Genomic DNA, 12,384 nt, shown 5'->3' with positions numbered 1-12,384 from the left:
ATATAAATTCATTAAAAAGCACTTGCTTTAAGCGCTAATCCTGTTTTTTCTTCAAAACCAAACATTAGATTCATATTGTGAATGGCTTGCCCAGAAGCTCCTTTAATTAAATTATCAATAATGGAGGTGATAATGAGCATTCCTCTCTTTTTTTCGATATGGAGAATACATTTATTAGTATTCAAAACTTGTTTTAAATGAACAGGTGCTTCAGAAATAACCGTGAACACTGCATCCTCGTAAAACTTAGTATACAAATCAATAGCTGTATTCTCTTCATCGTGATATGGGGTATATATCGTAGCATAAATTCCTTTACTGAAATTACCTCTATTGGGCACAAAAAGTATCGGCCCTTCAAAATTGCTTTGTATTTTGGCTATACTTTGTTCTATTTCTACCAGATGCTGATGGTCGAATACTTTGTAACTGGAAAAATTATTGTCTCTCCAGCTAAAATGAGAGGTAGCACTAGGCAATGCTCCTGCACCGGTACTGCCGGTAGTTGCGTTTACGTGAATCGTACTGGTAAGTTGACCGGTATGAGCTAATGGTAATAAAGCCAATTGAATAGCCGTTGCAAAACAACCCGGGTTTGCGATATTTTGAGCGTCACTTATTTCCTTTTTCTGTAATTCTGGGAGACCGTATACAAAATTGCGATGAAGATACTTTTGATCCTTCTCTAACCTAAAATCATTCCCCAGATCAATAATTTTGGTTGTTGTAGAAAATTCATGTTCTTCTAAAAATGCTTTTGATCTTCCATGACCCAGGCATAAAAATAACACATCAATCTCAGGATGTATGGTATTGGTAAACTTAAGGTCACTTTCTCCAATCAAATCCGGATGTTGTTTGATTACAGGTAAACCTGCATTAGTTGTACTATAAACAAAATCCAGAACCACATGTGGGTGATGATGTAGTAATCTCAATAATTCTCCGGCGGTATACCCTGATCCGCCAACTATTCCTACGCTTATCATAATGCTGTCGAATTTACATTGTGATATATTTTGTTTGCATTGCCATAAATTTTTATAAAGCCTTTGGCATCATCAGCAGTCCAGGAGTTATTCATTTCACCATATTGTCCAAAATCAGATTTCATCAGATCAAATTCTGAACTTATACCTTCGAGCGTAAAATGATATGGCTTTAATTTTACATGTACCGATCCTGTAACAGCATGTTGCGTATCTTGTAAAAAAACTTCTATGTTTCGCATTACCGGGTCGAGATAATTACCTTCGTGCAATAGCATACCATACCAATTTGCCAATTGCTCTTTCCAATATTGCTGCCATTTGGTAAGCACATGTTTCTCTAACAAATGGTGAGCTTTGATGATAATCAGGGGGGCTGCAGCTTCAAAACCTACCCTACCTTTAATCCCGATAATTGTATCTCCTACATGAATATCTCTTCCGATAGCATAAGCACTGGCCAGTTTTTCCAGCTTTTGTATATTCTGAACAGGTGATTCCTTTTCTCCGTTTATTTTTATAAGTTCCCCCTTTTCAAAAGTAAGCGTAACCGTTTCTTCTTTTTCTTTTTGAAGCTGACTTGGATAAGCCTCATCGGGTAGTGCATTCTTAGAGGTCAAGGTTTCTTTACCTCCCACACTGGTACCCCAGATTCCTTTGTTGATTGAATATTGTGCTTTTTCCCAACTATAATGTACCCCATGTCCTTCTAAATACTTCACTTCTTCCTGTCGGGAAAGTTTAAGATCCCTTATGGGTGTTAGAATTTCAATTTCGGGAGCTAAAGTTTGAAAAATGACATCAAACCTAATTTGATCGTTACCAGCACCCGTACTACCGTGTGCTATATATTTTGCTCCAACTTTTTTTGCATGCTGAATAACTGCGATCGCCTGAAAAATTCGCTCTGCACTTACCGAAAGCGGGTAGGTATTATTTTTTAGGACATTACCAAAAATTAAATACTTAATAGCTTTTTGATAAAACTCTTCAAGTATAGTTTTGTTTACGTGGTCGACACTACCTAGTTGATACGCTCTTTGCTCGGTTTCTTCCAATTCTTTTTCAGAAAATCCACCAGTATTCACCAGTATAGTGTGTACTTGCATTTTTTTTTCATGAATTAGATATTTTACGCAGTAGGACGTGTCTAAACCTCCACTATATGCTAATACTACTTTTTCCATAGTAATAATTGTTTATTGCTTACCAGCATGGTTTGCTTTATATTTTTTAATCTTTTTAATACGCTTCTATTAAACCACTTTTCTTTTTTTCTTTCTTTTTTTGAAGGATCATACAACATGCCCGTACAGAGACACATTTTGTGATCTTTGGAAGTTAAAATCTCGAAATTAGTACAAGTTTTGCACCCTGACCAGAACTTTGGATCATCGGTAAGTTCTGAAAAGGTGACAGGCTTATATCCCAAATCGGAATTAATTTTCATTACAGCCAAGCCCGTAGTGATACCAAAGACTTTGGATGTGGGATACTTTTGTAATGAATGGTTAAAGGTGAACTCCTTAATTTTTTTAGCTAGCCCTTGATTTCTGAAATCGGGATGTACTATCAACCCCGAATGTGCTACATATTTTTCATGACCCCAAACTTCTATATAACAAAATCCGGCAAATCGTTTTTGAAAAAGAGCGATAATAGCATTTCCACTTTTCATTTTGGCATAGATATACTCAGGAGTACGTTTGGCAATACCAGTACCTCTCACCTTTGCAGAAGCAGAAATTACATCACAAATTTCTTGTGCATATCGAGAATGACTTTCGTCGGCTATACTAATATCAACATGTTTCATTCATTCAAATTTTATTAATTACTTACTAATAAATTAATTATAAAATGGAGAACTTATGTAACCGCTGCGCTCTCACATTAAAATTTTAAACATTCCCTTTTGTGAAGAAATTTTTAAATTTTATTAATGTTCGTTTCATCTGTTCTTTTTGTTGTTTTTATGATCATCAGATGGAGTTCGCCATTGTGTTTCTCCTATTGATATATATGTAATTGATAGGACTCGTTTGATAAACGAACTTCTATTAACTCGCTACTGATGATTTAAAATAAAGAATGGTTATTCCTAGAAAAATTACAATTTGTAAATAATGCTTTGGCAAACTATGCCAGCTATTTATAAACTGAAAATCGAAATGGAATTTGTACCTCTCGGGGAAGTAGGGCGCACCTACTTCATAAGAAAACTAGACCCCCAAGGGGCGACGGAAACAGCGTGGAGTAAATTGTGTTGAAATGTTCAGAAATTGAACGCTAAATGCTGAATAAATGTATAGTGTTGTTTTCATAATAGTAACTCTAAATCGTCGGCCTTAGCCCCTTTCGTTAACTAATCAAAGACAATATTACATAAAAAAATTGTGGTATTCTAATATTGTAACAGCAAAATATATATTTTTCTTATATTCTCTATATTTTTATATAATATGTGTTAGTGAAGAACTGGTTTAAACTTTCTTCAATATCAAAATCGCTTAAACCAAACCTATTTTCTAAAGAGCTCCTATCTAAATCTATTGCGTTAAAAATCTTGTGAATTATTTTAACAAAAATTTTGTAGTATTTTTCAATACTCATCTCAATAAAAAGGGTTCGCAATCTCGAACTAACCACTATTTGAAACATATATTTCCTTCAAAAAGCTAATTAGCAACATAGGAATACCGAATTTATTGTGCTTTTCTGAGAATATCATTTTAAGTTTTTAACAAACCCTTTTCATTTTTACATCGATTAAGCAATTAATTTTAGTAAGAAATAGAAAAAATATGAGAATTTGGGGCTTACTAATCGGTTTTTGCATAAGTAATAGTATACATGCGCAACTTTTCTTTGAAGAAAATGATATTCCAATCGTAAAGAAGGTAATATATGAGTATTTCGATACAACACACTCTGATCAAATGCAGATAACTAAAGATTTTTATAGTACAGAAGAAGACCAATTTTTAAACGAAGTTCCTGTAATTCTATATGAGAGAATTAGTCTTCTTTATGATACGAATTCGACAGATACAGTAGTTTATGAACAGTATGAAAAGTTAGAACGAATCGTTCTGCAATCAAATTTTTAAACAAAAAAACAGCGATTCTTTCAAATCGCTGTTTTTAGTTTTTATAATATTTTTATTAGTTACCTCCAAAAGTAAATAATAAACCAATATTAAAAGTTATGTCACCTACGGTTCCATCTCCTACTTTACCAGCACTTAAATACGCGGCATTTACATTAAGTACACCGTACTTAAAACCTAAAGCCGGACGAAAAGAAAAATTGGATTCACTTGCAGCAGACTCAATATTTCCCCCATCTGCTTCAATTTCTATAGCTCCAACAGAAGTGATACCTAATCCTAAACTACCATACGGTCTAAAACCTTCTTTTCTAAAGTAATAACGTCCATTAACCAAATAACTTCCAAGAGCTACAGCATCATATGATACCCCGTCTGAATCTGCACCAACCAAAAATTCACCATGGTACAGGATAGACACATCGATATCCTCTGTTACTCCGTAACCTAATTCTAAATGCGCAGAAAGTCCACCATCTGTAATATCTGCAATATCTCCAGAGGGTACGGCATATCCTAGACCAAAACCAAGCTTTACCTGAGCTTGAGCAGCTGTTAAACCAAGAAAAGCAACGAAAATAAAAAGTACTTGTTTTTTCATAATAGATATAGTTTTATCGTTTAAATGTACGAATATATGGATAAAAAGAGTTAATTAACAAATTTTTAATGAGTATTTTAGGGTTTAACCATAATTGAGAAGACATATTTGAGTATCTATAACCTATAATGAGTTGTTATCATCAACCTAAATACTAAAACGAATTTAGTACAGGCTTGATTTAGGTTTTTATTGCAAATAACAGTTTATAAGTACAGTAAGATTCCGAAACAAACTTTGAATCACGCTAAGCCGTATCCTTATAATGTTATGCAGACAACTATTTAACTATATGATTGAATTAATTCTAAGAAATTATTTTATAATAGTCGTTATCGGTACTACGATCAAAATCGTGCCTTGCTGAATTCATTTTTCAACGTATAAAGAATTTATTTTTAATATGCAGTAAATTGAGACCCTAGAACAAGGTGATGCATAAATTCGAGTTTTTAAGGATATTCGAAAATTATACCAAAAACTGAAATAAATCGGGTTTATCGTTTAAATAATCTCCAAAAAAATTGAGTTCTTTCATTCTGGAAATTAAAGGCTCGAGGTCGTTTTTATCTTTCAATTCTATGCCTACGACTGCGGGGGCATTTTCTCTACTCGATTTTTTTGAGTATTCAAAATGGGTAATATCATCGTTGGGTCCCAGCACTTCGCCTACAAATTGTTTTAAAGCCCCTGCTCTTTGTGGAAAACGAACAATAAAGTAGTGTTTCAAATTGGCATACAATAAAGCTCTTTCCTTAATTTCAGCGGTACGGGTTATATCGTTATTGCTACCGCTAACGATACACACCACATTTTTACCTTTAATTTTATCTTTATAAAACTCTAAGGCAGCTAATGTTAAAGCACCTGCAGGTTCGACTACAATGGCATCTCTATTGTATAAATCAAGTATAGTTTGACAAACGAATCCCTCAGGAACAGTAAACATGTCCGAAAGATACGTTTTACAAATTTCAAAATTGAGATGACCTACCTTTTGAACTGCAGCTCCATCTATAAACTTATCAATAGTAGAGATTTTGGTGTTTTTATTCTTTTGTATAGAGGTGAGCATAGAGGGAGCTCCTTCTGGCTCTATACCAATAATTTTGGTTTTAGGAGATAGCGCTTTTAATGCACCACATAAACCAGAGGCTAGTCCACCACCACCTACAGCTACAAAAACATAGTCTATAAAAGCATCGGCTTGTTTAAAGATTTCGAGACCAATAGTACCCTGACCTTCAATAGTTTTGGGGTCATCAAAGGGATGAACAAAAGTTTTACCTTCTCTTTTACAGCTCTTTAAAGCTGCTTTTGAGGATGCATCAAAGGTATCACCTTCTAATACAATTTTTACAGCATCTCCACCAAACATTTGTGTTTGAGCTATTTTTTGTTTAGGTGTTACTGAAGGCATAAATATCGTTCCTTCGATTCCCAAATGATGGCAGGCAAACGCTACCCCTTGTGCATGGTTACCGGCACTGGCACAAACCACTCCGCGTTCTCGTTCTTCTTGGGTAAGTGAGCTTATCTTATTATATGCCCCGCGAATTTTATAAGATCGCACGCGTTGAAGATCCTCCCGCTTTAATAGCACATTAGCATTATATCTTTTCGAATATCGAATACTAGGCATCAAAGGAGTAACCATAGCAACATCGCGAATTGTAGAAGCTGCCTTATGGATATTTTCTATTTCAGGAAAATAGGTAGTTGTTGTGGTACGCATTCCAACATTAAATTAAAAAAACTTTGCTAGCCAGGATCCATTAAAGCTCACACAATACACAAATTCAAACTTCAACAGATCCGGCTGAACAAAAATTTATTACTTTCACGGTTTTCATGAAATCAAACTATTTGTTTCATGGCAGTCATAGATTCACGAAGTCTGGCACCAACGGTTTCTATAGGATGACTTCGTAATGCTGCATTTACTTCGATCAATTTGGCGTTATCTACACCATTATGTTTATCGTGATCAAAAGCCTTACCAATTACATCGGTATCAATTTTCTTCATAAAATCAGCAAGTAAAGGCTTACAGGCATGATCAAATAAATAGCACCCATACTCTGCAGTATCAGAGATAACACTATTCATTTCGAATAGCTTTTTTCGTGCAATAGTATTTGCAATTAGTGGCGTCTCGTGTAAAGATTCATAATATGCAGATTCTTCAATTATACCAGATTCTGTCATAGCTTCGAAGGCCAATTCTACTCCTGCTCTTACAAATGCAACCAATAATACACCATGATCATAAAATTCCTGTTCTGAAATTTCAACGGTGCCGGCAGGTGTTTTTTCAAATGCAGTTTCTCCTGTTTCAGCTCTCCATGATAGCAAATTTTTATCATCATTGGCCCAGTCTTCCATCATGGTTTTAGAAAAATGACCGGTCATAATATCGTCCATGTGCTTATGAAACAATGGGCGCATGATATCCTTTAGCTCCTCAGATAATTCAAAAGCTTTAATTTTAGACGGGTTTGATAAGCGATCCATCATATTGGTAATACCACCGTATTTCATTCCTTCAGTAATGGTTTCCCAACCGTATTGAATTAATTTTGAAGCATAACCAGCATCAATTCCCTTTTCGACCATCTTATCAAAGCATAAAATAGATCCGGTTTGCAGCAAACCACAAAGTATGGTTTGTTCGCCCATAAGGTCTGATTTAACTTCGGCCACAAATGAGGATTCCAAAACACCTGCTCTATGCCCTCCGGTAGCTACGGCATACGCTTTTGCCTGATCGAAACCCTGCCCCTGCGGATCGTTCTCTGGATGAACGGCGATTAATGTAGGGACACCAAACCCTCTTTTATATTCTTCTCTCACCTCAGACCCGGGACATTTTGGCGCAACCATAATGACTGTCAAATCTTTTCTTACCTGCATTCCTTCTTCTACAATATTAAAACCATGAGAATACGACAATGTCGCTCCCTGCTTCATTGATGGCATAACCGTGTTAACCACCTGTGTATGTTGCTTGTCGGGAGTAAGATTAATAACCACATCGGCATCTGGGATCAATTCGTCATAGGTGCCTACATTGAAATTATGAGCTGTGGCATTTTTATATGACTGACGTTTTTCTTTAATGGCAGCCTCTCGCAATGCATAAGAAATATCAAGTCCAGAATCTCTCATGTTCAATCCTTGATTGAGGCCCTGTGCACCACATCCCACAATCACGATTTTTTTATCTTTTAGTACATCTACGCCTGCCGAAAATTCATCGGCGTTCATAAATCTACATTTTCCTAATTGTGTTAATTGATCTCGTAATGATAGCGTATTAAAATAATTTGCCATTTCTTTTTTAATTTGTGATTATTCCCAACTGGAAATCTAGTTTAGTTTTAATTTTTATTGTTATTAGGGTGTTCCCTACGACTACGCTTCGGGTCGGGCTATTCGCTATATCTTTTATTTTAAAATCCTTTCGATAATTTATCTTCCGGCGTTAAAAATAAAAGGATGCCGCTGCTATCCCTTACACCGTTTCTGTTGTAAATTTTTCAAGAATTGTTGAAATATGTAATTTTTCTTTAGTAACTGCTATACGACCTGATCGTGTAAACTGCATGAGTCCGTAAGGTTCGAGTTTATGATATAGCGCATCGACTTCTCTACGTCTTCCAGTTTTTTCTAGCACAAAAAACTCTGGAGTTACTGTTACAATATTGGCATGGCTATTTTTGATCACATTTTGAATCTGGCGCTCTTCAAAAAGTAATTTGGAAGCCACTTTAAACAACGCTGTTTCCTGATAGATAATTTCTTCTTCTTTGTGATAAAAAGCCCTGATCACTTCTATTTGCTTTTCAATTTGGCCTACAATTTTTTGCACTTGCTCTTCTGTGACTTTCACTGCAATGGTAAACCGAAATACGTCTTTAATTTCAGATTGCGATGCGGTCATACTATCCAAATTGATGTGTCGCTTTAAAAAGATTGCAGAAATTCTGTTGAGCAATCCTATATTATTTTCGGTATACACCGAAATTGTAAAATTTTCTTTTTCCATTATTTTACATGATATGGATTCCAGCCTGCACCGGAATGATAAAATTTTATTATTCAAGTCTTATATCTGAAACTGATGCTCCCGTGGGTATCATAGGGAATACGTTATTTTCCTTTTCAACACATACCTCTAAAAAATAAGGCTCTTTGGAAGCAATCATTTCTGCTATAGCCTCTTGTAAATCTTTTCGTTTGGTCACTCGTTTCGCGGCGATATGATATCCTTGTGCAATGGTTACAAAATCAGGATTCACCATCTCTGTAGACGCATATCGTTTATCAAAAAACAATTGTTGCCATTGTCGTACCATACCCAAAAAATCATTGTTGAGTACTACGATTTTTACAGGGACTTTGGTCTGAAATATAGTACCCAGCTCCTGGATGGTCATTTGGTACCCTCCGTCGCCTATTATAGCCACCACCTCTCGCTCTGGTGCTCCCATTTTGGCACCAATGGCCGCTGGTAATGCAAATCCCATCGTACCTAAACCACCAGAAGTAACATTACTTTTGGTTGTTGTAAACGCTGCATAACGACAGGCAATCATTTGATGTTGCCCCACATCTGATACGATAATAGCATCTCCTTTTGTCTCTTCATTAATTTCTCTTAACACTTCACCCATTGATAAACCATCTTGCGTTGGGTACAAGTCGTTTTTAATGACCTTTTCAAATTCGATAGTATCATAATCTTTAAACTTTTGAACCCATGAGGTATGTGAATTTGCTGCTACCGAAGGAAGAATTTTTGCAAGCGTATCCTTTACATTACCCATGACCGCTACGTCAACCTTTACATTTTTATTGACCTCTGCAGGATCTATTTCGAAATGAACAATCTTTGCCTGCTTTGCATAGGTTTCCAGATTTCCGGTAACGCGATCGTCGAATCTCATTCCTATGGCCAACAGTAAATCACATTCGTTGGTTAATTTATTTGGTCCGTAATTTCCATGCATGCCTACCATACCCACATTAAGCGGATGAGCGGTAGGTAGCGCAGAAAGCCCCAGGATGGTCCATGCTGCCGGAATCCCGGATTTTTGAATGAAATTTTGTAGTTCTTCTTCGGCTTCACCCAGAATAACGCCCTGACCAAAAACGATCATGGGCTTTTTGGCCGCGTTGATCATTGCGGCTGCTTTTTCCAGACTTTTAGGATCAGTTTCTGGTACCGGAATGTAACTTCGAATCCCTTTACACTTGGTATACTCAAAATCAAGTTCTCCAAATTGGGCATCTTTTGTAATATCTATCAATACAGGGCCGGGACGACCAGAGCGTGCGATATAAAAAGCTTTTGCCAAAATTTCAGGAATATCTTCCGCTTTTGTAACCTGATGATTCCATTTTGTAATCGGCGTAGAAATTCCGATAATATCGGTTTCTTGAAAGGCATCAGAACCTAACAAATGAGAACCTACCTGCCCGGTAATACAAACCATCGGTGTTGAATCAATTTGAGCGTCTGCGATACCTGTAACAAAATTAGTCGCTCCGGGACCAGATGTTGCGATAGCAACACCCACCTTACCGCTTGTACGGGCATACCCTTGAGCAGCATGAGTAGCTCCTTGTTCATGTCGAGTTAGTACGTGGTGTAATTGATCTTGAAATTTATACAATTCATCATACACAGGCATGATTGCTCCACCCGGATACCCATAGATGAGATCTACACCCTCTGCCAACAGACAACGAATTACCGCCTCAGCCCCGGTAATGCGTTCTTTTCGCACTGTTCTTTCCTTTTTTATGCTTTGCGTTTGTGTTTCCATACGCTTGTATTTGGTCTCCGATTGTTCTTCGGAACTTATTTACATCCTGACTTTGGCCAAAATGAGAATTATTGAAATCAATATGTTGTATTGAAGTTTTATTGGATTCCCTACCTACGCAGGAATGACAAAACTATCGATATCAATACTATGTATTGCTCGTTCTTATTAAAATTCATCAGTAACGCATCCTTTTGACGCAGATGAGACGGTTTTAGCATATTTATATAACACTCCCCTTTTAAATTTTAATTCGGGTTGTGTCCATTTTGCTCTTCTCTTTTCAATTTCAGCCTGATCGATATCGACTATAATTGAATTGGTTTCAGCATCTATCGTTATCATATCCCCATCCTCGACAATACCAATTAACCCCCCTTCTTGCGCCTCTGGAGTAATATGCCCTACAACAAACCCGTGGGTTCCTCCAGAAAATCTTCCATCGGTTATTAATGCAACATCTTTACCAAGTCCGGCACCCATAATGGCTGCGGTAGGCTTAAGCATTTCTGGCATACCAGGCCCTCCTTTGGGTCCTTCGTACCGTATGACGACTACGTCTCCTTTTTTTACTTTACCATCACGAATACCATCATTTGCGGCATACTCGCCATTAAACACTTTTGCTTTTCCTTGGAAACGCAATCCTTCTTTACCCGTAATTTTGGCAACACATCCATCTTTGGCAAGATTTCCAAACATAATTCGTAAATGACCTGTTTGTTTAATGGGTTGTTCTAAGGGTTTGATTACGTCTTGACCTTCAGAAAGGTCAGGAATGTCTAAAAGATTCTCTGCCAGTGTTTTTCCGGTAACTGTTAAACAATCACCGTGCAGCAAGCCTTTCTTCAACAAATATTTTAATACCGCAGGGATTCCGCCAACATTATGAACATCTTCCATTAAATATTTTCCGCTAGGCTTTAAATCTGCCAAGAATGGAGTTTCATCGCTTATTCTTTGAAAATCTGCCAATGTGAACTCAACATCGGCCACCCTAGCAATTGCCAGAAAATGTAACACAGCATTGGTCGAGCCGCCAAGAATGGTAACCAACCGTATGGCATTTTCTAGTGACTTTTTGGTAACAATATCTTTGGGTTTAATATCTTTTTCGAGTAATAATCGCATGGCACGCCCTGCAGCGATACTTTCTTCTTCTTTGTGTTTACTAATGGCAGGGTTTGACGAATTGTAGGGTAATGACATCCCTAAGGCTTCGATGGCCGATGCCATGGTATTTGCGGTATACATACCACCACATGCTCCTGCTCCCGGACACGCTTTTTCTATAACACTTTTATATTCTTTTTGTGTGATGGTACCGGCTACCTTTTCTCCCCAAGCTTCGAAAGCAGAAACGACATCTAGTTTTTTCCCCTCATGGCATCCAGAAGCGATAGTACCCCCATATACCAGAATAGAAGGACGATTTAAGCGCAGCATTGCCATAAGTGCACCCGGCATATTTTTATCACAACCGACAACAGTTACCATTCCATCATATGACATAGCCTGCACCACTGTTTCCATAGAATCGGCAATAACATCTCTGGATGGCAAAGAAAACCGCATTCCCGGGGTTCCCATAGAAATTCCGTCACTTACACCAATAGTATTAAAAATCAATCCGACCACATCTTCTTGTTGCGTTCCTTTTTTTACTAACGTCGCCAGATCATTAAGATGCATATTACATGGATTACCTTCGTATCCCGTACTGGCAATTCCCACTAGTGGTTTATTGAAGTCTTCATCGGTGAGTCCAATGGCGTGAAGCATAGCTTGTGCCGCAGGTTGGGTATCATCTTGAGTAACTTGTCTACTATATTTATTTATACACATTCGCTTCT

The 12,384-nt window shown here is 37.0% G+C and carries 10 protein-coding genes; 1 reads left to right on the top strand and 9 read right to left on the bottom strand.

Going from position 1 to position 12,384, the window contains the following annotated elements:
- Window positions 1–11 precede the first annotated feature (11 nt).
- The 3 genes from argC to J8281_RS15730 are packed head-to-tail and all read right to left on the bottom strand — an operon-like array spanning window position 12 to window position 2,805.
- A complete protein-coding gene (gene argC / locus J8281_RS15740) occupies window positions 12–989 on the bottom strand; it encodes an N-acetyl-gamma-glutamyl-phosphate reductase (RefSeq protein ID WP_210198610.1) in 978 nt (325 codons plus the stop codon).
- Window positions 986–2,176: an argininosuccinate synthase gene (locus J8281_RS15735; RefSeq protein WP_210198609.1), complete on the bottom strand. Its 1,191-nt coding sequence runs from the start codon at window positions 2,174–2,176 to the stop codon at window positions 986–988. Before J8281_RS15735 ends, argC begins: the two co-directional genes overlap by 4 nt.
- Window positions 2,164–2,805 carry a GNAT family N-acetyltransferase gene (locus J8281_RS15730; RefSeq protein WP_210198608.1) on the bottom strand — a complete coding sequence of 214 codons (642 nt, stop codon included), beginning with the start codon at window positions 2,803–2,805 and terminating at the stop codon, window positions 2,164–2,166. The genes J8281_RS15735 and J8281_RS15730 overlap by 13 nt, the downstream gene beginning before the upstream one ends.
- Before the next feature lie 988 nt (window positions 2,806–3,793).
- Here J8281_RS15730 and J8281_RS15725 point away from each other — a divergent pair.
- Complete coding sequence (locus tag J8281_RS15725; protein WP_210198607.1) at window positions 3,794–4,099, top strand: hypothetical protein; 306 nt, start codon at window positions 3,794–3,796, stop codon at window positions 4,097–4,099.
- Between the two features lie 55 nt (window positions 4,100–4,154).
- On the opposite strand, the gene J8281_RS15720 is transcribed toward J8281_RS15725, so the two are convergent.
- The 6 genes from J8281_RS15720 to ilvD all read right to left on the bottom strand — a co-directional run bounded on the left by J8281_RS15720 (window position 4,155) and on the right by ilvD (window position 12,376).
- The gene (locus tag J8281_RS15720; RefSeq protein ID WP_210198606.1) at window positions 4,155–4,700 is read right to left on the bottom strand and encodes a hypothetical protein; all 546 of its coding nucleotides are present in this window, start codon (window positions 4,698–4,700) and stop codon (window positions 4,155–4,157) included.
- Window positions 4,701–5,169: 469 nt separating this feature from the next.
- Complete coding sequence (gene ilvA / locus J8281_RS15715; protein ID WP_210198605.1) at window positions 5,170–6,435, bottom strand: threonine ammonia-lyase IlvA; 1,266 nt, start codon at window positions 6,433–6,435, stop codon at window positions 5,170–5,172.
- Between the two features lie 122 nt (window positions 6,436–6,557).
- Window positions 6,558–8,033, bottom strand: coding sequence for a ketol-acid reductoisomerase (gene ilvC, locus J8281_RS15710; RefSeq protein WP_210198604.1), 1,476 nt, complete (start codon window positions 8,031–8,033; stop codon window positions 6,558–6,560).
- A 181-nt stretch (window positions 8,034–8,214) separates the two neighbouring features.
- Window positions 8,215–8,748: an acetolactate synthase small subunit gene (gene ilvN, locus J8281_RS15705; protein ID WP_210198603.1), complete on the bottom strand. Its 534-nt coding sequence runs from the start codon at window positions 8,746–8,748 to the stop codon at window positions 8,215–8,217.
- 49 nt (window positions 8,749–8,797) lie between these two features.
- Window positions 8,798–10,531, bottom strand: a complete 1,734-nt coding sequence (ilvB, locus tag J8281_RS15700; RefSeq protein WP_210198602.1) for a biosynthetic-type acetolactate synthase large subunit — start codon at window positions 10,529–10,531, stop codon at window positions 8,798–8,800.
- A gap of 168 nt (window positions 10,532–10,699) precedes the next feature.
- Window positions 10,700–12,376 carry a dihydroxy-acid dehydratase gene (ilvD, locus tag J8281_RS15695; protein WP_210198601.1) on the bottom strand — a complete coding sequence of 559 codons (1,677 nt, stop codon included), beginning with the start codon at window positions 12,374–12,376 and terminating at the stop codon, window positions 10,700–10,702.
- Window positions 12,377–12,384: the final 8 nt, after the last annotated feature.

Source organism: Aquimarina sp. U1-2 (genome assembly GCF_017897595.1).
GTDB lineage: Bacteria > Bacteroidota > Bacteroidia > Flavobacteriales > Flavobacteriaceae > Aquimarina.
The sequence above is the reverse complement of the archived record's forward strand: the minus strand, read 5'-3'. Positions and strand labels throughout refer to the sequence as shown.